Here is a 22,657-nt window from a genome sequence, read left to right as displayed (position 1 = left end):
TTGGCGGTGGCCTTACCGCCGCTTTAACCTACGGTCTCGTAACCTACGTATCCGTAGGTAATTCTCCCGTCCCCAGGAGTCCCCCGTGACGATCACCGCTCCCCACCTCGGCAGCCCGAAGGCGTGGACCGACGCCCAGCTGCTGTACGCCCTGGAAGAGGTGGTGGAGAAGGAGCTCAACCGCCATCTCAAGGTCGCCAAGGACTGGATGCCCCACGAGTACGTGCCGTTCTCCGACGGACGGAACTTCCCCGGCGTGTTCGAGGACGGTGAGGCCTGGCGGGCCGACCAGTCCAAGGTCACCGACATCGGCAAGATCGCCCTGGTGGTGAACCTGCTGACCGAGGACAACCTCCCGAGCTACCACCACGAGATCGCCTCCCTCTTCGGCCGTGACGGCGCCTGGGGCACCTGGGTGCACCGCTGGACCGCCGAGGAGGGCCGGCACGGCATCGTGATGCGGGACTACCTGCTCACCTCTCGGGCCGTCGACCCGGACAAGCTGGAGCAGTTCCGGATGGCCCACATGGCGGAGGGCTTCGAGTCGGACAACCGGCACTCGATGCTGCACTCCGTGGCCTACGTCGCGTTCCAGGAGCTGGCCACCCGCGTCTCGCACCGCAACACCGGCCACCAGTCGGGCGACCCGGTCTGCGACCGCATGCTCGCGCGGATCGCGACCGACGAGAACCTGCACATGGTCTTCTACCGCAACCTTCTCGGTGCGGCCTTCGAGCTCGCCCCGGACCTGACGATGCAGGCCGTGCGCGATGTCGTCGTCAACTTCCGGATGCCCGGGCACGGCATGCCGGGCTTCGAGCGGGCCGCCGCGCAGATGGCGATCGGCGAGATCTACAACATGCGCATCCACCACGACGACGTGATCCAGCCCGTGCTGCGCTACCTGAAGGTCCTCTCCATCGACGGCCTGGGCCCCGAGGGCCTGAAGGCGCAGGAGGAGCTGGGCCTGTACATGGGCGGTCTGGACAGCGAGGCGGCGAAGTTCGACGAGAAGCTGGCCGCCCGCAAGGCACGGATGGCCGCGCGCGCCGGCGCTTGACTCCCCGGGTCCGGCAGCCCCCGTCCGCCGTTCGGGCGGACGGGGGCTGCCGGGTCTCACACCGTTTCGTTCAGATCCCGCGCGTAGTGCTCGATGGCCGCCCGGTACTGGCGCACATACGGGTCCGTACTGCCGGCCGCGAGCAGTTCCAGCAGCAGCCGCACGGCCTCGTGGTGCTCACCGGTGTTGAACAGCGCCATGGCGAGAAACGTCCGCAGCGCCCCGTCGTCGGGGAACCGCTCGACACCGCCGCGCAACACCTCCACGGCCTTCTCGTACTGCCCGAGCACCCGGTACGTGCTCCCGAGGCCCAGGAGCGCGCCCCGGCGGTCCTCCTCCGAGAGCCCGGTCCCGCCGAGGCCGCGTTCGTAGAACGGCACCGCCTCGGCCTCAAGACCGAGCACATCGTGGGCCCATGCGGTCTGATAGGCGATCTCCGCGTCTGCCGGGAACTCGGCGCAGAGGGCCAGCAGTCGCTGCCTGGCCTCCTCCCGGTGGCCCTCGGTGCGCAGTCGTACGGCCGCCGCGAGCGAACTGTCCCGGTCGTCATCATTCATACGGGCATCGTCCCAGGCCGGCGAGGCGCCCCGGTCGCGGCCCCCGCCCCTCGCGTCGGCGGAAATGGTCCGGCAGGACGCGCGGCAGCCGGCCGCGCGGTGTCGGGAAGGCGGCCGGGACGCGGATCCCCGGTCCGCGGTCGCGCCCGCCCGGCTCCAGGAGCGCGGCCCGCACCGTCGGGCCCCGGGGAGTCCCACGGCCCGGACACAGCCGGCCGATCACGCTCCGACGACGATGCGGTCGCATCCGCTCGACCCGGATCCCCGTGGTTCACGCGAACGCCGCGACGGGATGTGCGGAGTTCCGGATCGTCGCACGGGCAGGCGCGTCCGGCCCCGGGATCGCCGCCCTCCCGTCGGAACGGTTGACCTCAGTCGCGTCCGGTTCTGCGCAGCCGGTCCCGCTCCTTCTCGGACAGCCCGCCCCAGACGCCGAAGCGCTCGTCGTTGGCGAGGGCGTACTCCAGGCAGGCCTCGCGCCCCTCGCAGGCGTTGCAGAGCTGCTTGGCCTCGCGGGTGGAGCTGCCGGGGGCGGGAAAGAAGAACTCGGGCCCCGCCTGGGCGCACAGCGCAGTCTCCTGCCAGGCGAGTGCGGGGTCGGCCGCGGTGTTGATCAGCATGCGGTCCACAGTGCCCGGTCGCGATAAACGACCGATCAACGCTTCATCAATGCGGCGCGCCGACGAGTTCCGGTCAGCGTTGCGACGGCGTGCGCCTGGGTTCCGGTCAGCTCTGCGGCGGCGCGCTCTTGATCAGAGCGAATTGCGCACCGTCCGGATCTGCGGCCCCCGCGAACTGTCCCACACCTTCCATCGTCACGGGTTCCAGGGTCAGCCGACCGCCCAGCCGCTCCACGTCCGCGGCCGCCTCGTCGCAGTCGTCCACCTCGAAATAGGGCAGCCAGTGCGACCCGGCCGCTGCCCTCGTCGGCACCGTGTTCAGCGGAACGAAACCGCCGAAGCCCGCCTCCTCGCCCCCGCCGTGGGGCCGGATCACCGTGTAGGAGCCGCCGCCTCCGGGGTACGGCTTCCGGACGCTCTCCCATCCGAAGACCGCGCTGTAGAACGCGGCGGCCGCAGGCACGTCCGGGGTGTACAGCTCGGCCCAGCAGAGGCTTCCGGGGACGCCCACGACGCCCAGGCCCGGATTCTTTCCGGGCTGCCAGATGCCGAAGAAGGCCCCTGCCCGGTCCTTGAATCCGGCCATCCTGCCGAAGTCCAGGACATCCATCGGCGCGAACGGTACGGTGCCGCCGGCCTGCTCGACCGCGTGCGCCGTGGCATCGGCGTCCGACGACCGGAAATACACCGACCAGGACGGCTCGCCCTGCTCCTCGGTGACCGTCATCGCGCCGCCGACCGTCCTCCCGTCCAGCGTGAACATTCCGTAGCCGCCGGTCTCCGGACCCCCGGCCGCGTACTCCCAGCCGAACAGGCCGGTGTAGAAGTCGACGGCCCCGTCGAGATCGGGTGTGCCCAGATCGGTCCAGTTGGGCGCTCCGTCGACAAAGCGGGTGGTGAGCATGGCCGGCTCCTTCGAGGTGCCCGTGCCGTGGGGCACGGCGGTCCTTCCCGACGTTCCGAGTCTCGCACCGGGCACCGGCCGCCGCAGCCCGCGCCCGGTGCGGCGGGCGCGCGGGCGCACCTCGCTCCGCCACCTGGCCGGGACCGGCCGATCCGTACGAGGGGGCCGGTGTCCGACATCGAGCAGCAGTCGGTGAATCGACTCATCGACACTGTTCGAAGGTGTCTGCTCTCGTGCTCCTCCGGTGGCCACCAGGGGCTTCAGTCCGGGGCTGTGGCGCGCCGAAGGCCGTGCGGGAGCACCCGGGTGTGACGCTGGAGGTGATTCCCACCGACGAGCGCATCGTGACCGCCGGACTGCACGTCGGGGGAGCCATCGCGGCGCGGCGCCCGGCAGAGCGGCCGGACGGCATCCACAGCGCCGATCTCGTCGCACGGACCGCCGCGGTGCCGGGCGAGGACCCGGCGCCCTGCCGTGCGCTGTTCGGCGGGGTCCGGGACGCGTTCCGGGCCGCGTACGTCTCGGCGGGCGGCCGGGTCAAGGGCGACACCCGGACCTCGGGCACCGCCCCGGGCACCTTCCGGCTGGAGGTCTCGCTGCCCGTCGACACCACCGCCGAGGTGTGGATGGCGGCGTCCGCCGCGTCGGAGGTGGCCCACGGCCCGGCGCGGTTCCTGCGTCTGGAGGACGGCTGCGCGGTCTTCGCCGCCGGCTGCGGCACGCATCGCTTCTCGCGCCGAGCGACAGCGGTCCACGGGCGGGGCGGGGCACTCTCCGGTGCTCCCGCCCCGGCCGGTCAGCGGGTGACGCCCAGCGCCGGAAGCACCGTCTCCGCCACCCGGTAGGCCTCCTCCAGCAGCGGGTTGCCGGAGAGGATGAAGGTGTCGACACCCAGCTCCTCGAACTCCTTGAGGCGCTCGACGACCTGGGCCGTCGAGCCGACGACCGCGGTGCCCGGCCCGGGCCGGAACAGGCTCATCCCCGGCCACATGTTGGGGTACGTCTCCAGCTCCCGGGCGTGTGCCGGAACCTTGCCGCCGTGCTGGCGGAACTGGCGTTGCCAGCCCACGCCGTCCTCTCCCGCCCGGTCGCCGAGCTGCCGGGCGTACGTCGCCCCGCTCGTCACGTCGAGCAGCCGGTCGGCCGCCGCCCAGGCCTCGTCCTCGGTGTCCCGGACGATGAGGTGGAGGCGGAGCCCGGTCCTGAGCGTGCGGCCGTGGGCGGCGGCCCGCGCCCTGACCCGCTCCAGCTTCTCCTTGAGCAGGTGCGGGGGTTCGCCCCAGGTCAGGTAGACGTCGACGTGCTCGGCCGCCATCTCGATGCCGGGGGCGGACGAGCCGCCGAACCAGAGCGGGATGTGCGATTCCTGGACCGGCCGCAGCTCCCCGAAGGACGCGCCCGCGTTCTTCAGGTCGTAGAAGCGGCCCTTGTGGTCGAAGACCTCACCCGCGGTGAGCCGCTTCACGATCGACCAGTACTCGGCGCTCAGCTCGTACCGCTCGTCGTGCTCCACGTGGAGTCCGTACTCCTGGAGCGACCTGGTGGAGCCGTTGACGACGTTGAAGCGGAGCCGGCCGCCGAAGAGGTTGTCGAAGCTGAGGGCCATCTTGGCGAGCAGGGTGGGCGAGATCAGCCCGGGGTGGACGGCCAGCAGCGGCTTGAACGCGGTGCTGGTGGAGGCGGCCAGCGCGCTGCCGAGCGGCCAGACGTCGTACAGGTCGGTGGCGAGCAGCGCACCGCTGTAGCCGAGGCGTTCGACCGTGCCGGCGAGCTGGGCGAGGTAGCCGAGGTCGACCGGCCGCCGCCCCTCGGGTTCCCAGGGGTAGGCGCCTTCGCGCGGGATGACGTACCAGAGGACTTCGGTCGCCATGTCGTCATACCGCCCTGTCCGCGCCAGAGCCGGCGCCCCGACCGGCGCCGGCGAGGGCGTGGGCCACGGTGACCGGGCGGTCGATGAAGCCGGTGCGGTGGAAGATGTCGGCCGCTTCCTGCTGCTCCGCGACGAAGGTGTCGGTGACCGGCTCGATCCGCCACGGCAGGGCGCGCAGCGCGGTCTCCCAGTCGTCTGCGCTCCCGCCGAGGTCGGCGGCGGCGATCTCGGCCGCCCGACGGGGGTGGGCCGCCGCCCAGTCGTCGGCCCGCCGGAGGGCGCGGGTGAGCGCCTCGACGACCTCGGGGCGGTTCTCGGCCAGGTCGCGGCGGGCGAAGAAGACGGAGCGGTCGGTGATGACGTCGCCGGTGGGGATCAGGGTGCGCAGCCCGCCGGTGCGGCGGGCTGCGGCCAGTTGGGCACCCTGGGCCACCCAGGCGGCGACGGCGCCGGTGCGCAGCAGTTCCTCGCTGTCGTCAAAGCTGCGGACGGCGGTGATGTCGTCGGCGTAGGAGAGCCCGGTGTCGTCGAGCGCCTTGGCGACGAGGTGGGTCTGCCAGGAGCCGATCGCGAGGTGGACGGTGGTGCCCCTGAGGTCGGCGACCGTCCGTACGGGGCTGTCCTCGGGGACCAGGAGCGCGCCGTGTCCGGGGCGCGGGGCGGAGACGGCGGTGTAGACGATGTCGTGGCCGGCGGCCTGGGCGGTGACCGGCGGGGTGGAGCCGGTGCCGCCGAAGTCGATGACGCCGCGGCTGAGCAGTTCGCCGGTGCGGACGCCGTTGGTGTACGGGTGGAAGACGACGCTCTCGCCGAGCGGGGCCAGCTCCTCCTGGGCGAGGCCGAGCCGGGTGAGGTGGTACAGGTGGTAGAGGGACGGGTTACTGCTGTGCACACCGATGGTGACGGTCATTCAGATCACTCCTGCTTCGGTACGTTCGGGGGCGGTCGAGGGCTGCGGGGCCGTCGCGACCCCGAGGTCGTCGAGGAGGCGTCGGCGCAGGGCTCCGAAGGCGGGGTCGCCGGGGTCGCGCGGCCGGTCGACGGTGACCGGTTCGTCGGTGACGAGGCGGCCGTCGCGCAGTACGGCGACCCGGTCGGCGAGCCGTACGGCTTCGTCCACGTCGTGGGTGACGAGGAGGACGGCGGGCCGGTGCTTGCGGCACAGCTCGCCCACCAGGTCCTGCATCTTCAGCCGGGTCAGGGCGTCGAGTGCGGCGAACGGCTCGTCGAGCAGCAGCAGTTCGGGCTCTCGGACCAGGGCGCGGGCGAGGGCGACGCGCTGTGCCTCGCCACCGGAGAGGGTGGCGGGCCAGGCGTCGGCGTGACGTTCGAGACCGACCTCGGCCAGGGCCCGCAGCCCGTCCGCGGAGCGGCCGCGTGGCAGGGCCACCGTCACATTGGCCAGGACCTTCTTCGACGGTACGAGGCGGGGTTCCTGGAAGACGACGGTGCGGGCCTCGGGAACGAGGACCTCTCCGCCGTCGGCTGCGTCGAGTGCGCCCAGGATGCGCAGCAGGGTCGTCTTGCCGCTGCCGCTCGCGCCGAGCAGGGCGACGAACTCGCCCCGTGCGATGTCGAGCCGGAGGCCGTCGAGCACGGCGCGGTCGCCGAACAAGCGCCGCAGTTCCCTCACGCGTACGGCGGGTCGGGGGGCGGGGTCTGTCATCGGGTGGCTCCCTGTGTGGTGCGCCAGGGCATCAGTACGCGTTCCAGCAGCCGTACGACCATGTCGGCGGTGAGTCCGAGCAGCCCGTAGACGAGGATGCAGACGGCGAGGATGTCGGTGCGGGCGTAGCTCTGGGCCTGGGACATCAGATAGCCGATGCCCGCGGTGGCGTTGATCTCCTCCGCGGCGATCAGGGCGATGACGCTGAGGGTCATGGAGAGCCGCAGCCCGGCGAGCAGCGACGGCAGGGCCCCGGGCAGGACAACTTCGCGGACGAGGGCGAAGCGGCCCATGCCGAAGCTGCGCATCGCCTCGATGAGTCCGGGGTCGGTGTTGCGCACCCCGCTCGATGTCGACACGTACATCGGGAAGGTGGTGGCGACGGCGATGAGAAGGATCTTCGCGGTCTCGTTGATCCCGAACCAGACCATGAACAGGGGCACCAGGGAGAGGAACGGGACGGTGCGCAGGGTCTGGATGGAGGAGTCGAGGAGTTCGTCGCCGAGGCGGGTGAATCCGGTGGTGACGCCGAGGACGAGCCCGGCGGTCAGCCCGACGAGGAGGCCGAGTCCGGAGCGGGTGAGGGAGGTGCCGAGTGCGTCGGGCAGCTGCCCGTTGCCCCACAGCTCCCCCACGGCGCGCAGCACTTCGCCGGGCGATGCGAGTACGTCGGGGGTGAGGACTCCGGTGGCGGACGCCGCCCACCACAGCAGGAGCAGGGTGAGCGGGCCGAGTGTCCGGACGGTGGCGGAGCGGGTCCGGCCGCGGGCCCTGCGCCGTTGCGGGCGGGGCCGGACGAGGCCCTGGTCCGGGGCGGTCCCGCTCATTTCAGCTTCTCGACGTCGAGGAGGTGGGCGGCGACGTCGACCTTGCCCGGGGTGACTTTCTGCTCGGCGTAGAAGCCAGCAACGTCCTCGAAGCGTTCGATGTCCTCCTGCCCGATGGCATCGACCGTGCCGCCCTTGCGGGTGAACTCGATCTGGACCTCCTTCGCCTTTCCGGTGACGGCGGTCGGACCGGCATCGGTGAAGACGTTCAGGTACGCGGCCGGGTCCTGCCTCTCCTTGGCGCCGGCGTCGTGGAGGTACCGGTAGAGCGCCTTGACGACCCCGGGGTGCTGTTCGGCGAAGCCGGTGCGCACGGCGTTGAGGCTGTAGTTGTCGGAGCCGATCGCGGCGCCGTCGGCGACGAAGTGGGCCTTGCCGCTGCCGATCTCGGCCACGGCGTACGTCGCCCAGACCGCCCAGGCGTCGACCTTGCCCGCGTTGAACACGGCGGCCGTCTGGTCGGGCCGCAGATAGACCCGCTCGACCTTTCCGGCGGGGATTCCGGCCTTGGCGAGTGCCTTCAGGAGCAGGTATTCGCCGGTGCCGCCCTGGTTGACGGCGACCTTCCTGCCGACCAGGTCGGCGACCGATCCGATGCCGGAGCCGTTCTTCACGAGGATGCCCTCGCCGGCCGCGTCCGGGTCGACGGCAGTGAAGAACTTGAAGCCGGGGCGCTGGGCGAGCGAGGTGATGCCGGAGGTGATGGAGCCGGTGGCGATGTCGAGCCGGTCGGCGTTCATCGCCTGGGCGGCCGGGGCGAAGGGTCCGGCGCTGCCGGTCCAGCGCACCTTGGCGCCGGCCTTCGCGAGCGCCCTGTCGAGGCTGCCGTCCTTCTTGCCCAGGGCGAGCACTCCGGAGTTTCCGGGGTCGGGGATGCGGATCTCGACGGTGCCCTTGGCGCCGGAGCCGCCGCCGGCCTCGGACGGACCGCAGGCGGTGAGGGCGAGGAGCGCGGTGGCCGTGAGGAGCGCGGGGGCGGCTGCCGTGCGCAGTGGCCGGGGAAGGTTCATGGTGTCGGGGGTCCTCACAACTCGGGGGCGAAGGCGCGGCGGGCGGCGGCCAGTGCGGTGGCGCGGCGCAGTGGCTCGGGGTCGGCCCAGGCCGCGATGTCGACGGGGCCGGGCAGGAAGCCGTGGGCGCGCAGCCCGGCCTCCTGCTCGGCGAGCAGGTTCAGGCGGTCCGGGGAGAGATCGGGGTGGAGGCTGAGATGGGTGCCCGGCCGGTAGGCCCCGGCGACGCCCTCGGCGCCGGCGCCGGTCTCGGCGCCCAGGATCCGGGCGACCTCGGCGGGCTGTTCGGCTGCCCAGTCGGCAGCCCTGAGCAGGACGGCGAGGAAGCGGTCGACAAGACCGGGGTGGTCGTCGAGGAGCTGCTGGTGGACGGTGATGGGGCGCGGGGTGCCGTTGTTGACGCGGAACCGGCGGTCGGCGAGCTCGTCGAGTTCGACGGCGACCTCCGCCCCGGCCCGCCGGGCGGCCTCGACGGCCAGGGCGCCCTTCACGTACACGGCGTCCACGTCACCGCGCCGCAGCGCCGCCAGTTCGGCACCCCACTGGTCCCGGTGTCCGGCTCCGGGCACGTCCACGAACGTGGCGTCGTCCGTCCCGAGTCCGGCGGCGGCGAGTGCGCCGTCGAAGCCGCGCAGGGCCATGGCCCGCCAGAAGTCGATGGCGATGTCGTGCACGGGTGCGGCGAGCCGCAGTCCGCGCAGTGCCCCGGCGCCCCGGATCCCGGAGCCGGGACGGACCAGTACGGTCTGCCGCTCCTCGATCCAGGTGAGACCGATCAGCCGGGTCCGCTCCCCGCGTGAACGGGCCCACAGCGCGGGCACGTTGCCGCCTTCGCGGAACAGGCCCGGCAGGGCGTGGGTGTAGTGGGCGGCCCGGTCGGCGCCGGGTGCGGCGTCCTGGAGGGACCGCACCTCGATGCCGTCGGGGGCGAACTCTTCGGTGAGCCAACGGCGGTCGGCGGCGATGCCGGTGGCGGTGGGTACGGGACAGCGGGTGAACCAGAGGGTCCGGGGCAGGACGGCATGCGTCATGGAGTCTTCCCGAGGGGTCGGCGAAGCAGGGGGCGCGCGGCGGGACGGTGTGGCGGGCTGCGCGGCAGGTACGTCGGGGGTGTGGGACCGCGTACGGAGAAGCGCCCCGGACCGGGTCGGAACGCGGCGGGGTGAGGCCCCGAGGGGGCTGCGAGGGGGAGCGGTCAGCGACAGGCGGCGCTGGAGACCCGCGCCAGGTCGATGTGACGGCGCAGCGTCAGGGCGAGCGGGACCGGGGCGGCGTGGACGGGGGGCGCTGTTCGGCGGCCTGCCATGGCACTGCTCCCTTCCGCTCGTCGGTGGTGACGTGGTGCAGACTGCCACGGACCCGGACCGGCCCACAACTCGCTTCCCATGATGTGGGATTGAATATGAACAGAGTGTTTCTCGACCGGGAATCCGCATCGCTCAACTCCCGTAATGTGGCAACCACCAGCCCCGAACCCCTCACGAGCGGAGAGTGGACCGACATGACCGAGGCCGCGGCAGCGCCTGCTCCCGGTGGCGCCCAGGCCGTCCGGCGTGCCCTGGACGTGCTGCACTGCTTCCACGACAACGGCCCCGATCTCAGCGCCTCCGACCTCGCCCGCCGCCTCGGGCTCTCCGTCTCCACGGCGCACCGGCTGGCCCGCGCCCTGCTCGGCGCGGGCTTCCTGGAGCAGGACGCCCGCACCTCCCGCTACCGGCTGGGCCCCGCCGTCACCGAACTGGGCAGGCTCTCGTACCACCAGCGGGGCCTGCATCTGGCCGCCCCCGAGCTGACCGATCTCGCCGAACGCACCGGCGCCACGGCCGACCTGGCGCTGCGCAGCGGCCCTCACGCGGTGATCGTGGCGGGCGGTTCGGTGACGCCGAAGGTGGGGCTGCGCAGGCCACTGCACTCCACCGCGCTGGGCAAGGTCCTGCTGGCCTGGGCCCGGCCGGGCGAGGGCGGGCCCGCCTCGCTGCCCCCGCTGCCCGCGTTCACCGACCGGACGATCGTCGAACCGGCAGCCCTGGAGGCCGAGTTGGCGAAGGTGCGGTCCGACGCCTACGCGCTCAACGACGGCGAGTCGGCGCACGGGGTGCGGACCCTGGCGGTCCCGGTCCTGGACGGCGCCGGTCACGCCCGCTTCGCCCTGGCGGTCCGGGCCACCCCGTCCGTGATCACGGACGCGCGCACCGACTGGTTCCTGTCGCAGGCCCGCTCCTGCGCGCGGGCCCTGGAGGTCCTGCTGCTCTCCCCCGCCGAGCGCCGTCCGCCGAGGCCCTGAGCAGCCCGGTCTGTCGGTGCCGCGTGGCACGATAGGACCCGTCCGGGCAGGTGCCGGGCAGGACGGCAGCCGGGCTGCGCGGACAGAGGGACGTACATGACACAGGCCGGAGCGACGGAGGACGCGGCGCCCACGGGAAGAGCCGCCCGCGAGCTGCTGACCCGGGCCGACGGGCTGCTGGAGACGGCGCGCGCCGTGCTGGCCGATCACACCCGGGCCGTCGATGCCGTGCACACGGCGCTGAATCCGCTGCTCGACTCCCTCGTCCGCCGGGAGCTCGCCACGATCCCGGCCTCCAGGCTCAAGGACGTCACCGAGGGCAGGCTGCGGATCGGCGCGGTCGAGCAGGCCGGGTTCACCACCGTCGGCCAGGTCCACGGGACCAGTCGCTACGAGCTGCGCCAGATCCCCGGGGTCGGTGCGCAGACCGCCGACCAGGTGCTGGCCGCGGCCGGGCAGATCGCCCACGCGGTGCGGGACACGGTCACGGTCCGGATGGACGTGGACGCCCCGGACGACGCCACGACCGCGCTGGTCGTCGCACTGCACCGGCTGGTCGAGGCCGGTCCCGACGTGCGGCGGGCGGTGGCCGCGGCGGGCCGGCTCGTCGGGCGCCTCGAACCCCTGCTGGCCGCCGCGGGACCGGCGCGGGGGCGGCTGCGCATGGTGTTCACCGGGCGCCGGGCCCGCTCCGGGGTGCTGGAGGCGGTCGCCGGGGTTCGGGCCGCCGTCGCCGAGGCCGACGAGCGCGGGCTGCCCCTGCTGTTCGGGCAGGTCTCGGTCGATCTGCTGCGGGGCGCGGAGTCGGACGTCGCGGCCTGGGTGGACTTCGAGCTGCGCTCGGCCGAGTACTACAGCCTGATCGCCGAGATGTCCGGCACCGGACCGGACCGGGACGCGGCCGAGGGGTTCCTGCCCTCCGGGATGGCGGACCGGGTGCGCGGTCTGCGGCTGGACGACGCCCATCTGCGGGTCTCGCTGCGCGGCTACCAGTCGTTCGGCGCCCGGTTCGCGCTCGCGCAGAAGCGGGTGATCCTCGGTGACGAGATGGGGCTCGGCAAGACCGTGCAGGCCATCGCCGCGCTCGCGCACCTCTCGGCGCGGGGCGAGACACACTTCCTGGTGGTCTGCCCGGCGAGCGTGCTGATCAACTGGGCGCGCGAGATCCGTGCCCGTTCCACTCTGCGCACCCTTGCGGTGCACGGCCCCGAGCGGCAGTCCGCATTCGACGAATGGCGTCACGGCGGCGGGGTCGCCCTCACCACGTTCGACGCCCTGCACACCCTGCCGGCCGCCGCGGACTGCGGCACCCGGCCCGGCATGCTGGTGGTCGACGAGGCCCATTACGTCAAGAACCCCGCCACCCGCCGGTCCCGGGCCGTGTCCGGCTGGGCCCAGCACACCGAACGGGTGCTGTTCCTGACCGGCACCCCCATGGAGAACCGCGTCGAGGAGTTCCGCAGCCTGGTCCGTCACCTCCAGCCGGAGCTGGCCCCCTCGATACACACCACCCACGGGGCCGCCGGTTCGCTCGCCTTCCGCAGGGCTGTCGCACCGGCCTATCTGCGGCGCAACCAGGTGGACGTGCTGACCGAACTCCCGGCGCTGGTGCAGGTCGACGAGTGGGAGGAGTTCAGCCCGGAGGATCTCGACGCCTACCGCGAGGCGGTGAGCGCCGGGCATTTCATGCGGATGCGGCGGGCCGCGTACGCCCGCCCCGCGACGTCCGCGAAGCTGAACCGGCTGCGCGAGCTGGTGACCGAGGCCGCGGCCAACGGCCTGAAGGTCGTGGTGTTCTCCTACTTCCGTGAAGTGCTCCAGACCGTCGGACAGGCCCTGGACTCACCGGTGTTCGGCCCGCTGTCGGGGAGCCTCGCGGCCGCCCGCCGCCAGCGGCTGATCGACGATTTCACCGCCGTGGACGGCCATGCCGTGCTGCTCAGCCAGATCCAGGCGGGCGGAGTCGGACTCAACATGCAGTCCGCCTCGGTGGTGATCATCTGCGAGCCGCAGATCAAGCCGACGACGGAGCACCAGGCGGTGGCCCGCGCCCATCGGATGGGGCAGATACGGACCGTCCGGGTGCACCGGCTCCTCGCGGCGAGCAGCGTCGACGAACGGATGCTGGACATTCTGGCCCGCAAGGAGCGGCTGTTCGACCTGTACGCGCGCCGCAGCGACGTCGCCGAGACGACGCCGGACGCGGTGGACGTGTCGGACGGAGCACTGGCCCGCCGCATCGTCGAGGAGGAACAGCTGCGGCTGGCGACCGGGGCAGACGCCGCGGCTTCGGAGGTGCCGGAGGGCTGACGCCGCCGGGACGTGTGCCTGCCCCGGCAGCGTCCCGGCACCGCGGAACCGCCGCGTCAGGAGCGGTGTGCCGCCGGATCGTGTGCCGCGGCGCCCTTGGCCGATTCCTTCGGCGACTCCTTCGCCGCGCCCTCGGATGCCGTGCCGTGGGCCGCCATGTGGTGCGGTTCGTACCCCGGCACGGTGCCGTCCGGCTTGGCGACCAGCAGCAGGCCGGCCATGCCCATGTCGGAGTGGCTCTGCACATGGCAGTGGTACATCCAGGCACCCGCGCCCACGTGTTCGCCCGCGACGACCTGGAAGCCGAAGGAGTCCGCCGGGCCGACGATCTTCGTGTCGACGACCCGGCTCGGATCGTCGGGGCCGGTGAGGAGCCCGGTCCGGTTGTCCGCCCAGCGATGACCGTGGATGTGGAACGTGTGGTAGTACTCGCCGTGCGTGATCATGACGACTTCGAGCCGGTCCCCCACCGTGGCCTCGAAGTTCGGGCTGTCGTGGGCCGGTCTGTTGTTGATCGTCATGTCGTTGAAGACGATCGTGATCGTCTTGTCCGGCAGGATGTCGCCCTTGCGCCGGACGATCAGCGGACCGTAGAGGCCCTTGCGGATGCCGCCGGTGCCGTGATCCGTGCCGACGACGTGGTCGTGGTAGTGCCAGTAGCCCGCGCTGCCCGGCTGCCAGGTGCCGTCCTTGCGCCGGCCGGGGGCATGGGTGCGCCAGGTGTAGGTCCGGGTGGCGCCGGGTTCGACGATGCTCTTGTTCATCCGGGTGCCGTCGCTCGCGATGTCGTAGTCGACGCCGTGCGCGTGGAGGCTGGCCGCCGCATCCGTCGTGTTCTCGAACTCGATGTGCAGGGTGTCGCCCTCGTTGATCTCGATGAGCGGGCCCGGGACCGACGCCTTGCCCTTCTCCAGGCCATACCCGAGCTGACCATCCGCCAGCTTCTCGGCGTACAGCTTGAGATGACGGACCACACCGCCCGCCGGGGCGGTCTCCACCGCGGGTTCCGCCGAGCTGGCGTCGATCGCGCCGAGGGACAACGATGTCAGGCCGGTCGTGGCTGCCACACCGCCGCCGACCAGCAGCCGCCGGTTGAAGCTCCTTCTGTCCATGCCGAACTCCCCATCGATCCAAGGAATTTGGAGCGCCGAGCCGCCCCGGACGGGCCACACCGTAGCCGGAGGAACCGAGTTTATCCACAGTCAGGACAAAGTTCGTGCAATTGCCGCCATAGCTATTGGCGGACCACGAAAAGAGGTCTAGCTTCATGCGCTGTTGCAGTGACCAAAGAGGGGTGGGTGACCACATGCAGCGCGCACCACATCACAGGTCCAGATCGCGACGCGGACTCGCGGCGGGCCTCGCGGCCGGCGCACTGACCGCTTCCCTGCTCGGCGCCAACGCGGCCGAGGCCAGGCCTTATCCGGAGCCGCCCGGCTCCCTGGCGACAACGTTGTCCCTGCCGTCGCCACCGGGCGGCGCCGACGTCAAGGTACTGGTGTTCCACGCCTCGGCCACCGAGGAGTCCCCGACGGTCGACGCCGGGATCGCGGCGATCGAGAAGATCGGCCTCACCGGCCCGGAATCCGGCCGGTTCAAGACCGTCGCCACCGACGACCCGGCGGTCTTCACCAACGGCAAGAGGCTCGGCAGGTTCAACGCCGTGGTCTTCCTGACCGGCGGCGGCGACGTCCTGGACCCAGAGCAGGAGGCCGGCCTGGAGGCGTACATGGAGGCCGGCGGCGGCTTCCTCGGCATCCACGACGCCGCGCGCACCGAACCGTACTCGGACTGGTTCACCGGCCTGGTCGGCGCCCGCCCGGCCGCCGACAGCCCGGCCGCCGTACAGCGTGCGACGGTGGAGATCGGTGACCGGCAGCATCCGGCGACCAAGAACCTCCCGCTGGAGTGGAAACGTCCCGACAAGTGGCTGAACTGGACGAAGAACCCGTCCGGCGACGTGCACACCGTGGCCCGGGTCCGCGAGATCACCTACAAGCCCGGCGCGAGTGCCAACGGCTGGGACCACCCGGTCTCCTGGTGCCGCGACTACGACGGCGGCCGGTCCTTCTACACCGCGATGGGCGGTACGGCCGACAGCTTCGCCGAGACCGACTTCCGCGACCATCTGCGCGGCGCGCTGGACTGGACGACCCGGATCTCGCAGGCCGACTGCAAGGCGACGATCGACTCCAACTACAGGGCCGAGCGCGTCACCAAGCCCAATCAGCCGGGGCAGAACGACCAGATCGGTGAGCCGCACGGTCTGGTCACCGCCCCCGACGGACGGGTGCTGTACATCGGGCGCGGCGGCGCCGACAGCAGCAGGCCGGTCGTCACCGACTGGAACGACCCGGACATCGGCAAGGGCATGGGCCAGATCCATGTCTACGACCCGAAGACCGGAAAGGTCACCCTGGCCGGTGAGCTGACGATCTTCGGCAACAAGGGCGGCGGCGACGAGCTGGTCAAGGTCGAGGAGGGGCTGCTCGGCATCGAGCTGGACCCGGACTTCGAGAAGAACGGCTGGGTGTATCTGCACTACACCCCGCACTCGAAGCTGGACCGCGACAAGCAGACGGCGGTGCGTCAGGTCTCCCGCTTCACCATGGACCCGACCACGAACAAGCTGGACCTGTCCTCGGAGAAGGTGCTGCTGAGCTGGCCCGTCCAGGTCCACAGCTGCTGCCACGCGGGCGGCGGGATGGCCTGGGACTCCAAGGGCAATCTGTACATCGCGACCGGTGACAACAACTCCTCCGGCTTCAGCGACGGATACTCCGGGAACAACCCGCAGCCGAACTACAAGGGCCTCTCGTTCGCCGATGCCCGCCGCACCGCGGGCAACACGAACAACCTCAACGGGAAGATCCTGCGGATCCACCCCGAGGACGACGGCACCTACACGCTCCCCGAGGGCAACCTCTTCACCGGCAAGGAGCCCGACGAGGGCGGCGGCAGGACCCGCGGCGAGATCTATGTGATGGGCGTGCGCAACCCGGCCCGGATCTCCGTCGACAAGTCGACGGACACGCTGTACGCGGGCTGGGTCGGCCCCGACGCGGGCGCGCCCTCCACCACCTGGGGCCCGGCCAAGTACGACACGTTCGCCGCGATCACGAAGGCGGGCAACCACGGCTGGCCCTACTGCATGGGCAACAAGCAGCCCTACCGGGACCGCAATCTGCCCGACCCCGCCAAGCCGCTCGGCTGGTACGACTGCGACCGTCCCAGGAACGAGTCGCCGAACAACGACGGCCTGGTGAACCTGCCGCCGGTCACCGCCAACACCATCTGGTACTCGCCGCAGGGCGGCGGTGTGGACTACCCGCGCGACGCCAACGGCATCCCGAGCTACAAGGTCGAGGACCAGAAGCAGCTGCTGCCGTGGCTCAAGGGCGGCGGCCAGGCAACGATGAACGGCCCGGTCTACCGGTACGACGCCGCGAGCACCAGCGCCGACAAGTGGCCCTCCTACTGGGACGGCAAGTGGTTCGTCGGTGACTTCTACGACGACACCCAGCCCCGGCACGCCGTGCTCACCGACCCGAAGACGGTCGGCAGGGGCGGCCTGCCGACCCACGCCGAGTCGCTGCGGAAGATCATTCCGGTCGGGGCGGACGGCATCCGCAACCTGATGGACTGGAAGTTCGCCCCGGACGGTTCGCTGTACGTCCTGGACTACGGGCGCGGCTTCTTCACCTCCGACTCCAAGTCCGCGCTGTGGCGCGTGACGTACAAGGGCGGCGGTCCGACCCCGGCCGCCGGGGATCTGGCCAGGAAGGCGGCAGTGCAGTGAGACATCGTCCGGTCCTCTCCCGAAGGCGGTACCACCCCGCCAGGCTGTGGCTCGCGCTGCTGGGTTCGTTCCTGATGGTGCTGGGGCTGACCTCGACGGCGGCGTACGGCCGTGCGGCGGCTCCCGGGGAAGCGGATGCGGCGGCCGAGCAGGTCCTCACCTGGACCGCGGGCGACCCCATCGACCACTATCTGTCCGCCCCGAAGACCGCGGTGGCCGGCAAGGCGACCATCGTCTTCGAGAACAGCGCGGCGACCGGCAACACCACCGGGATGCCGCACACCCTCACGTTCAGCGTCTCGGACCCGGAGTTCAACAACGACGTCACACTGAACATCCTGGCCAACCCGGGCGACGACCAGGGCGGCAGACACACCGCCGAGGTCACGCTCACCCCCGGCCGGTACTTCTACCACTGCACCATGCCGGGGCACGAGGCGATGCAGGGCATTCTCACCGTGACCGACGGCGGTGGCGGCGAGGACACCACGGCGCCCGGCACGTCGGCGAAGGTGGACGGTGACAAGAACGCCGACGGCGCGTACATCGGCCAGGCGACGGTCACCGTCTCGGCCACCGACGACGGCTCCGGCGTCGACACCGTCGAGTACGCGGTCGGGGCGGACGGCGCCTGGCAGCCGTACACCGCGCCGGTCGTGGTCGACCAGGTCGGACCGCACACGATCCGCTACCGGGCCACCGACAAGGCCGGCAACGCGGCGGCGGAGAAATCGGTCGACTTCACGGTCGCCGCACCGCCGACGGACGACAAGACCCCGCCGGAGACCTCGGCGACCGTGTCCGGCGAGAAGGACGACCAGGGGCAGTACCTGGGCATGGCGACGGTCACCGTGACCGCCTCCGACACCGGGTCCGGCGTCAACACCATCGAGTACGCGGTCGGCGCGGACGGCGCCTGGCAGCCGTACACCGCACCCGTGATGGTGCACGAGACCGGTACGCACACGGTCCGCTACCGGGCCACCGACAAGGCCGGCAACGCGGCGGCGGAGAAGTCGGTCGAGTTCACCGTGGTCGCACCGCCGACGCAGGACAAGACCCCGCCGGAGACCTCGGCGAAGGTCGAGGGCACCAAGAACTCCGACAACGCCTACATCACCAGCGCCAGGGTGACCCTCACCGCGACCGACGCGGAATCGGGCGTGGACAGGACCGAGTACTCGCTCGACGGCGGCCCGTACCTCGCGTACACCACCACCGTCATCGTCGACCGGGTCGGCTACCACACCGTCGCCCACCGGGCGACGGACAAGGCCGGCAACACCTCCGTGGCGAAGCAGGTGTCGTTCACCGTCGCGGAGAGCGGGGGCGTGCCGGCGCCGAACTGCCCGGAGTTCGACGAGCGGCTCACCGTCATCGTCGGCACGGTGGACACCGGTGTCCCCAACCGCATCACCGGCAACCGCTGCACCATCAATGAACTGATCGAGGACGAGAAGGACTGGTCCTCGCACGCGCTGTTCCTCAAGCACGTGGACGGTGTCCTGGACAAGCTGCTCACCGCGGGTGTGATCGACGCCCGTGAGCACAAGAAGATCTACCGGGCGGCCAAGCAGTCCGGCATCGGCGAGCCGGGCCAGGACGAGGGCTACAGGAAGCTCTTCGACGGTACGGCCGAGTCGCTGGCCAAGTGGCAGCAGGTCGGCGGCGGGAAGTTCGGGCTCAACGCGGACGGCTCGATCACCAGCTCCACGACCGTGGACGGCATGGGGATGCTCTGGTTCCCGGGCCGGCAGTACGGCGACTTCTCGCTCAAGCTCCAGTGGCGCGACGACGCACCCGGTGCGGGCAACGCCAACGGAGGTGTGTTCGTCCGCTTCCCGAACGTCCACGACAATCCGGAGGAGTCCCGCCCGGAGTGGGTCGCCATCAAGTACGGCCACGAGGTGCAGATCCTCGACAGGCCGGACGGCGACATGTACAAGACCGGCTCGCTCTACGGCTTCGACCGGATCGGTCTGGCCGGCGCCGGGGTCACCCCCAAGGGCACCTGGAACGACTACGAGATCCGGGTGGTGGACCAGCACTACTCGATCTACCGCAACGGTGTCCTGCTGAACGAGTTCGACAACGACCGCGGTCAGGTCTTCGAGCCGCCGCGGGGCGACGACCCGGGCACCGACGGCAGGCGGTACTCGTCCGGCTACATCGGACTCCAGGTCCACAGCACCTCGGACGTCATCTCGTACCGCGACATCCGTATCAAGGAGCTGTAGCCCGGGAGCGGTTCAGGTGGCCGTGGCCGCGTGCTGAGGCATGTGGTCACGGCCTCCGGGGTGCCGGTGGCGCCACACCCAGAACACCGTGCAGGAGACCACCGCCCAGACCCCGAGCACCAGATACGGGAAGATCCGCTGGTGGCCCTGGTAGTAGACCGCGGCGTGCTGGGCGTTGACGGACGCACCCGGCGGCAGCCAGCGTCCGATGTGCCCGAGCGCGGACGGCAGGAGCGGCCAGGAGACCGCCCCGCCCGACGACGGGTTGCCCAGGAGCACCATGACGCCCCAGGTCGGCAGCATCGCCCAGCGCCCCATCAGGGTGTTGAACATGGTGAAGACCATGCCCGTGGTGAACATCGTGAACGCCAGGATCATCCAGGACTCGAAGAACGGCAGGTCCACCGCGCCCAGCCACCAGTCCACCACCGCGGCGATGACGAAACCGCCCAGCAGTGAGTAGCCGATGGTGAAGGCGATCCGTTCCAGCGGGATCAGCTCGCGGGCGTGCACGCTCAGCTGGATCGCACCGACGAAGCCGACGATCACGGCGGCGAGCGAGATGTAGAACAGGGCGAGACCGCGCGGGTCGCCGCGTTGCAGCGGCTTGATGTCCCGCACGACGACCGGCTCCTTGAGCTCGGCCCCCACCTTCACCGCGGACTCCGCGAGCAGCTGGGCCACGGCGGCGCCGGAGGCGCCCGCGACGTCCAGCGACACACCGCGGTCGGTGGCCCGCATGATCGCGAAGACTTCCTGTTCGTCCAGTGCTTCACGCGCCTGTGCCCGGGTCGCGAACACATGGATGACGAGCGAGGCGTCGAGCGCCTTGTCCATACCGGCGACGAACGCCTTCGCGCCCTGGGGCGCCGGCCTGCTGACCACGGCGACCGGGATCCGGTGCGGGGTCGGGTTGGCCATCGCGTAGGTGTAGGAACCGGCGAAGAGCCCGGCGGCCGCGGCGAGGATGAATACCAGGACGGTCGCGGGGCAGTACGGCGACTTCTTGTACGCGGCCCACTTCTCGGCGCGGGTCAGCGGTCTGCCGTGTGCCCCGTGCGGGGCGGTGGGCTCCGGGTCGGGTGCGCTCATCCCCCGGTGTCCTCGTCGTGCCGGGCCCGGCTCGGCTGGACCCGTTTCGGCTCGCCCGGCATCTTCGGGTACTCCGGCGGGTACGGCATGTCGCCGAGCCCGCGTTCCCGCTCGTCCCGGTCCGCCAGCTCCAGCAGCGCGTCGAGCCGGAAGGCGTGGTCGTCCATGTCCGCGTGCACATCGCCCACGTCGGCGTAGCGCTTGGGCATGGTCCTGATGTCGAAGTCGTCCGGTTCGGCGTCGTCGATCTCCTCCCAGCGCAGCGGGGCCGAGACCGGGGCGTGCGGTCGCGGGCGTACGGAGTAGGCGGAGGCGATCGTGCGGTCGCGGGCGGTCTGGTTGAAGTCGACGAAGATCCGCTCGCCGCGCTCCTCCTTCCACCAGGCCGTGGTCACCCGGTCCGGCATGCGGCGTTCCAGTTCCCGTCCGGCGGCGATGGTGGCCCGTCTGACCTCGGTGAACGTCCACTCCGGGACGATCGGGACGAAGACGTGGATGCCCCGGCCGCCGGAGGTCTTGGGCCAGCCGCGCAGCCCGTGGCCGTCGAGCACGGACCGCAGTTCGTGGGCGGCGCGCACCACGTCGGCGTAGTCGGTGCCGGGCTGCGGGTCGAGGTCGATGCGCAGTTCGTCGGGGTGGTCGGTGTCGGCGCTGCGGACCGGCCAGGGGTGGAAGGTGAGGGTGCCGAGGTTGGCGGCCCAGATGACGGCGGCGAGCTCGGAGGGGCAGATCTCGTCGGCGGGCCGGCCGCTCGGGAAGGCGATCTCGGCCGTGGGGATCCAGTCGGGGAGGTTCTTCGGGGCCCGCTTCTGGTAGAAGAACTCGCCCTCGACACCGTCCACGAAGCGCTGGAGGGTGGTGGGCCTGTCGCGCAGGGCACGGGTGATGCCGGGCCCCACGGCCAGGAAGTACTCGGCCACGTCCCTCTTGGTGTAGCCCTTCTCCGGGAAGTAGACCTTGTCCGGACTGGACAGCCGTACGGCCCGTCCGCCCGCTTCGAGCTCCACTGCTTTCACCGCTGCACCCATGACGGTCACGGTAGGCCGGGCTCACATATGCCGCATATCGGGAGACTTGCGCCCGTTGGTGGGTGAGAATCGGGCCATGGATCTGCCGGTGATGCCTCCTGTGAAGCCGATGCTCGCCAAGTCCGTGTCCAGGATCCCGCCCGGCATGCAGTACGAGGCCAAATGGGACGGCTTCCGGGCGATCGTGCACCGGGACGGCGAGGAGGTGGTGATCGGCAGCCGCACCGGAAAGCCGCTCACCCGCTACTTCCCCGAGCTGGTCACCGCCGTCCGGGACAGTCTGCCGCCGCGCTGTGTGATCGACGGCGAGATCGTGATCGTGCACGACGGGCGGCTGGACTTCGACCGGCTCAGCGAGCGCATCCACCCCGCCGATTCGCGGGTGCGGCTGCTCTCCGAGCGGACCCCGGCCAGCCTGATCGCCTTCGACGTCCTGGCGGTGGGGGACGATTCGCTGCTCTCCACGCGGCAGTCCGACCGCCGCGCCGTGCTGGAGGCGGCGCTGTCCGGTGCGTCGCCCCCCGTCCACCTCGCTCCGGCGACCACGGACCCGGACCTCGCCCAGGAGTGGTTCGAGCGCTACGAGGGCGCGGGTCTCGACGGTGTGGTGGCCAAGCCGCTCGATCTGCCGTACCGCCCGGACACCCGGGTGATGTACAAGATCAAGCACGAGCGGACCGCGGACTGCGTGGTGGCGGGCTACCGCTTCCACAGGAGCGGCCCGGTCGTGGGCTCGCTCCTGCTGGGCCTGTACGACTCCGATGGCGTGCTCCAGCACGTCGGAGTCTGCGCGGCCTTCTCGATGAAGCGTCGCGAGGAACTGGTCGCGGAGCTGGAGCCGCTGCGCGTCGGTTTCGCCGGCCACCCGTGGGCGTCCTGGGCGGACACCGAGGCGCACGAGCGGGCCCGGCTGCCCGGGACGCAGAGCCGCTGGTCCGGGAAGAAGGACCAGTCCTGGGTGGCGCTGCGCCCGGAGCGGGTGTGCGAGGTGGCCTACGACCACATGGAGGGCGACCGCTTCCGGCACACCGCCCAGTTCCGCCGCTGGCGGCCGGACCGCACCCCGTCCGGCTGCACCTACGCGCAGCTGGAGGAGGTGGTGCGGTACGACCTGACCCAGGTGCTGTCAGCCGGCGGACGCTGAGCCCGACGGTGTGGCGCACGGGTCCTCGGTGGTGCTCGGGTCGGGGTCCGGGGACTCGGTGGCTCCGGCCGTCCCGGCCGGGTCCGGCGACGGTGATCCGGTGGGGCAGCCGGGGCCCGGTTCGGTCGTGCCGGGATCGGGACTGGTGCCGGGGTCCGGGGTGGCCGGTCCGCTGTCGGTCGGATCGGGTGAGCCGGTGCCCGGGTCGGTGGGGTCCGGGGAGAGGGTGGGGTCCGGGGAGCCGGTCGG

General features: G+C 71.5%; 20 protein-coding genes and 1 pseudogene. 7 read left to right on the top strand and 14 right to left on the bottom strand.

What is annotated here, in order from left to right; translation table 11 throughout:
- Positions 1 to 85: 85 nt before the first annotated feature.
- Complete coding sequence (locus AADR41_RS02315) at positions 86 to 1,060, top strand: acyl-ACP desaturase (RefSeq protein WP_342279675.1); 975 nt, start codon at positions 86 to 88, stop codon at positions 1,058 to 1,060.
- Positions 1,061 to 1,116: 56 nt separating this feature from the next.
- Here AADR41_RS02315 and AADR41_RS02310 read toward each other — a convergent pair whose 3' ends face one another.
- From AADR41_RS02310 to AADR41_RS02300, 3 genes are all read right to left on the bottom strand, one after another.
- Positions 1,117 to 1,617, bottom strand: a complete 501-nt coding sequence (locus AADR41_RS02310) for a tetratricopeptide repeat protein (RefSeq protein ID WP_342279674.1) — start codon at positions 1,615 to 1,617, stop codon at positions 1,117 to 1,119.
- A 371-nt stretch (positions 1,618 to 1,988) separates the two neighbouring features.
- A complete protein-coding gene (locus AADR41_RS02305) occupies positions 1,989 to 2,237 on the bottom strand; it encodes a WhiB family transcriptional regulator (RefSeq protein WP_124720677.1) in 249 nt (82 codons plus the stop codon).
- Positions 2,238 to 2,343: 106 nt separating this feature from the next.
- Positions 2,344 to 3,141 (bottom strand): VOC family protein, encoded by a 798-nt coding sequence (locus AADR41_RS02300; RefSeq protein WP_342279673.1) that lies wholly within the window; start codon positions 3,139 to 3,141, stop codon positions 2,344 to 2,346.
- Between the two features lie 308 nt (positions 3,142 to 3,449).
- On the opposite strand from AADR41_RS02300, the gene AADR41_RS02295 reads away from it, so the two are divergent.
- Positions 3,450 to 3,986, top strand: coding sequence for a hypothetical protein (locus AADR41_RS02295; RefSeq protein WP_446750972.1), 537 nt, complete (start codon positions 3,450 to 3,452; stop codon positions 3,984 to 3,986).
- Here the strand turns inward: AADR41_RS02295 and AADR41_RS02290 are convergent.
- The 7 genes from AADR41_RS02290 to AADR41_RS02260 all read right to left on the bottom strand — a co-directional run bounded on the left by AADR41_RS02290 (position 3,938) and on the right by AADR41_RS02260 (position 9,820).
- Positions 3,938 to 5,011, bottom strand: coding sequence for an LLM class flavin-dependent oxidoreductase (locus AADR41_RS02290; protein WP_342279672.1), 1,074 nt, complete (start codon positions 5,009 to 5,011; stop codon positions 3,938 to 3,940). The genes AADR41_RS02295 and AADR41_RS02290 overlap by 49 nt on opposite strands.
- A 4-nt stretch (positions 5,012 to 5,015) precedes the next feature.
- The gene (locus AADR41_RS02285; protein ID WP_342279671.1) at positions 5,016 to 5,921 is read right to left on the bottom strand and encodes an ABC transporter substrate-binding protein; all 906 of its coding nucleotides are present in this window, start codon (positions 5,919 to 5,921) and stop codon (positions 5,016 to 5,018) included.
- The gene (locus AADR41_RS02280) at positions 5,922 to 6,677 is read right to left on the bottom strand and encodes an ABC transporter ATP-binding protein (protein WP_342279670.1); all 756 of its coding nucleotides are present in this window, start codon (positions 6,675 to 6,677) and stop codon (positions 5,922 to 5,924) included.
- Positions 6,674 to 7,504: an ABC transporter permease gene (locus AADR41_RS02275; RefSeq protein WP_342279669.1), complete on the bottom strand. Its 831-nt coding sequence runs from the start codon at positions 7,502 to 7,504 to the stop codon at positions 6,674 to 6,676. The genes AADR41_RS02280 and AADR41_RS02275 overlap by 4 nt, the downstream gene beginning before the upstream one ends.
- Positions 7,501 to 8,514: an NrtA/SsuA/CpmA family ABC transporter substrate-binding protein gene (locus AADR41_RS02270; RefSeq protein ID WP_342279668.1), complete on the bottom strand. Its 1,014-nt coding sequence runs from the start codon at positions 8,512 to 8,514 to the stop codon at positions 7,501 to 7,503. The genes AADR41_RS02275 and AADR41_RS02270 overlap by 4 nt, the downstream gene beginning before the upstream one ends.
- Before the next feature lie 14 nt (positions 8,515 to 8,528).
- A complete protein-coding gene (locus AADR41_RS02265) occupies positions 8,529 to 9,545 on the bottom strand; it encodes an ABC transporter substrate-binding protein (RefSeq protein ID WP_342279667.1) in 1,017 nt (338 codons plus the stop codon).
- Between the two features lie 164 nt (positions 9,546 to 9,709).
- Positions 9,710 to 9,820, bottom strand: coding sequence for a putative leader peptide (locus AADR41_RS02260; protein ID WP_342279666.1), 111 nt, complete (start codon positions 9,818 to 9,820; stop codon positions 9,710 to 9,712).
- 195 nt (positions 9,821 to 10,015) lie between these two features.
- Between AADR41_RS02260 and AADR41_RS02255 the strand changes: the two genes are divergently transcribed.
- A complete protein-coding gene (locus tag AADR41_RS02255; RefSeq protein ID WP_342279762.1) occupies positions 10,016 to 10,798 on the top strand; it encodes an IclR family transcriptional regulator in 783 nt (260 codons plus the stop codon).
- Between the two features lie 96 nt (positions 10,799 to 10,894).
- Entirely contained in the window at positions 10,895 to 13,108 is a 2,214-nt protein-coding gene (locus AADR41_RS02250) for a DEAD/DEAH box helicase (protein WP_342279665.1), read from the top strand.
- A gap of 56 nt (positions 13,109 to 13,164) precedes the next feature.
- Here AADR41_RS02250 and AADR41_RS02245 read toward each other — a convergent pair whose 3' ends face one another.
- Positions 13,165 to 14,220, bottom strand: a complete 1,056-nt coding sequence (locus AADR41_RS02245) for a multicopper oxidase domain-containing protein (RefSeq protein WP_342279664.1) — start codon at positions 14,218 to 14,220, stop codon at positions 13,165 to 13,167.
- A gap of 194 nt (positions 14,221 to 14,414) precedes the next feature.
- Between AADR41_RS02245 and AADR41_RS02240 the strand changes: the two genes are divergently transcribed.
- Positions 14,415 to 16,907, top strand: a complete 2,493-nt coding sequence (locus AADR41_RS02240; protein WP_342279663.1) for a ThuA domain-containing protein — start codon at positions 14,415 to 14,417, stop codon at positions 16,905 to 16,907.
- Complete coding sequence (locus AADR41_RS02235; protein ID WP_342279662.1) at positions 16,904 to 19,144, top strand: OmpL47-type beta-barrel domain-containing protein; 2,241 nt, start codon at positions 16,904 to 16,906, stop codon at positions 19,142 to 19,144. The genes AADR41_RS02240 and AADR41_RS02235 overlap by 4 nt, the downstream gene beginning before the upstream one ends.
- 12 nt (positions 19,145 to 19,156) lie before the next feature.
- Here AADR41_RS02235 and AADR41_RS02230 read toward each other — a convergent pair whose 3' ends face one another.
- Positions 19,157 to 20,236 carry an ABC transporter permease gene (locus AADR41_RS02230; RefSeq protein WP_342279661.1) on the bottom strand — a complete coding sequence of 360 codons (1,080 nt, stop codon included), beginning with the start codon at positions 20,234 to 20,236 and terminating at the stop codon, positions 19,157 to 19,159.
- The gene (gene ligD, locus AADR41_RS02225) at positions 20,233 to 21,264 is read right to left on the bottom strand and encodes a non-homologous end-joining DNA ligase (RefSeq protein ID WP_342279660.1); all 1,032 of its coding nucleotides are present in this window, start codon (positions 21,262 to 21,264) and stop codon (positions 20,233 to 20,235) included. The genes AADR41_RS02230 and ligD overlap by 4 nt, the downstream gene beginning before the upstream one ends.
- Before the next feature lie 76 nt (positions 21,265 to 21,340).
- Here ligD and AADR41_RS02220 point away from each other — a divergent pair, with 76 nt between their 5' ends.
- Entirely contained in the window at positions 21,341 to 22,408 is a 1,068-nt protein-coding gene (locus AADR41_RS02220; RefSeq protein ID WP_342279659.1) for an ATP-dependent DNA ligase, read from the top strand.
- On the opposite strand, the pseudogene AADR41_RS02215 reads toward AADR41_RS02220, so the two are convergent.
- Positions 22,391 to 22,657, bottom strand: a pseudogene (locus AADR41_RS02215) (hypothetical protein); the annotation flags it as partial. The gene AADR41_RS02220 and the pseudogene AADR41_RS02215 sit on opposite strands and share 18 nt — an antisense overlap.

The organism is Streptomyces sp. CLV115 (genome assembly GCF_038448545.1).
In the GTDB taxonomy this organism is placed as follows: domain Bacteria; phylum Actinomycetota; class Actinomycetes; order Streptomycetales; family Streptomycetaceae; genus Streptomyces; species Streptomyces sanglieri.
Note: the sequence above shows the minus strand (reverse complement) of the source record. Positions and strands in the feature narration are given on the sequence as shown.

Coding starts and splice junctions, on each gene's coding strand:
- AADR41_RS02310 (WP_342279674.1), bottom strand. CDS start 1,617: ATGAATGATGACGACCGGGACAGTTCGCTCGCGGCGGCCGTACGACTG.
- AADR41_RS02305 (WP_124720677.1), bottom strand. CDS start 2,237: ATGCTGATCAACACCGCGGCCGACCCCGCACTCGCCTGGCAGGAGACT.
- AADR41_RS02300 (WP_342279673.1), bottom strand. CDS start 3,141: ATGCTCACCACCCGCTTTGTCGACGGAGCGCCCAACTGGACCGATCTG.
- AADR41_RS02290 (WP_342279672.1), bottom strand. CDS start 5,011: ATGGCGACCGAAGTCCTCTGGTACGTCATCCCGCGCGAAGGCGCCTAC.
- AADR41_RS02285 (WP_342279671.1), bottom strand. CDS start 5,921: ATGACCGTCACCATCGGTGTGCACAGCAGTAACCCGTCCCTCTACCAC.
- AADR41_RS02280 (WP_342279670.1), bottom strand. CDS start 6,677: ATGACAGACCCCGCCCCCCGACCCGCCGTACGCGTGAGGGAACTGCGG.
- AADR41_RS02275 (WP_342279669.1), bottom strand. CDS start 7,504: ATGAGCGGGACCGCCCCGGACCAGGGCCTCGTCCGGCCCCGCCCGCAA.
- AADR41_RS02270 (WP_342279668.1), bottom strand. CDS start 8,514: ATGAACCTTCCCCGGCCACTGCGCACGGCAGCCGCCCCCGCGCTCCTC.
- AADR41_RS02265 (WP_342279667.1), bottom strand. CDS start 9,545: ATGACGCATGCCGTCCTGCCCCGGACCCTCTGGTTCACCCGCTGTCCC.
- AADR41_RS02260 (WP_342279666.1), bottom strand. CDS start 9,820: ATGGCAGGCCGCCGAACAGCGCCCCCCGTCCACGCCGCCCCGGTCCCG.
- AADR41_RS02255 (WP_342279762.1), top strand. CDS start 10,016: ATGACCGAGGCCGCGGCAGCGCCTGCTCCCGGTGGCGCCCAGGCCGTC.
- AADR41_RS02250 (WP_342279665.1), top strand. CDS start 10,895: ATGACACAGGCCGGAGCGACGGAGGACGCGGCGCCCACGGGAAGAGCC.
- AADR41_RS02245 (WP_342279664.1), bottom strand. CDS start 14,220: ATGGACAGAAGGAGCTTCAACCGGCGGCTGCTGGTCGGCGGCGGTGTG.
- AADR41_RS02240 (WP_342279663.1), top strand. CDS start 14,415: ATGCAGCGCGCACCACATCACAGGTCCAGATCGCGACGCGGACTCGCG.
- AADR41_RS02230 (WP_342279661.1), bottom strand. CDS start 20,236: ATGAGCGCACCCGACCCGGAGCCCACCGCCCCGCACGGGGCACACGGC.
- ligD (WP_342279660.1), bottom strand. CDS start 21,264: ATGGGTGCAGCGGTGAAAGCAGTGGAGCTCGAAGCGGGCGGACGGGCC.
- AADR41_RS02220 (WP_342279659.1), top strand. CDS start 21,341: ATGGATCTGCCGGTGATGCCTCCTGTGAAGCCGATGCTCGCCAAGTCC.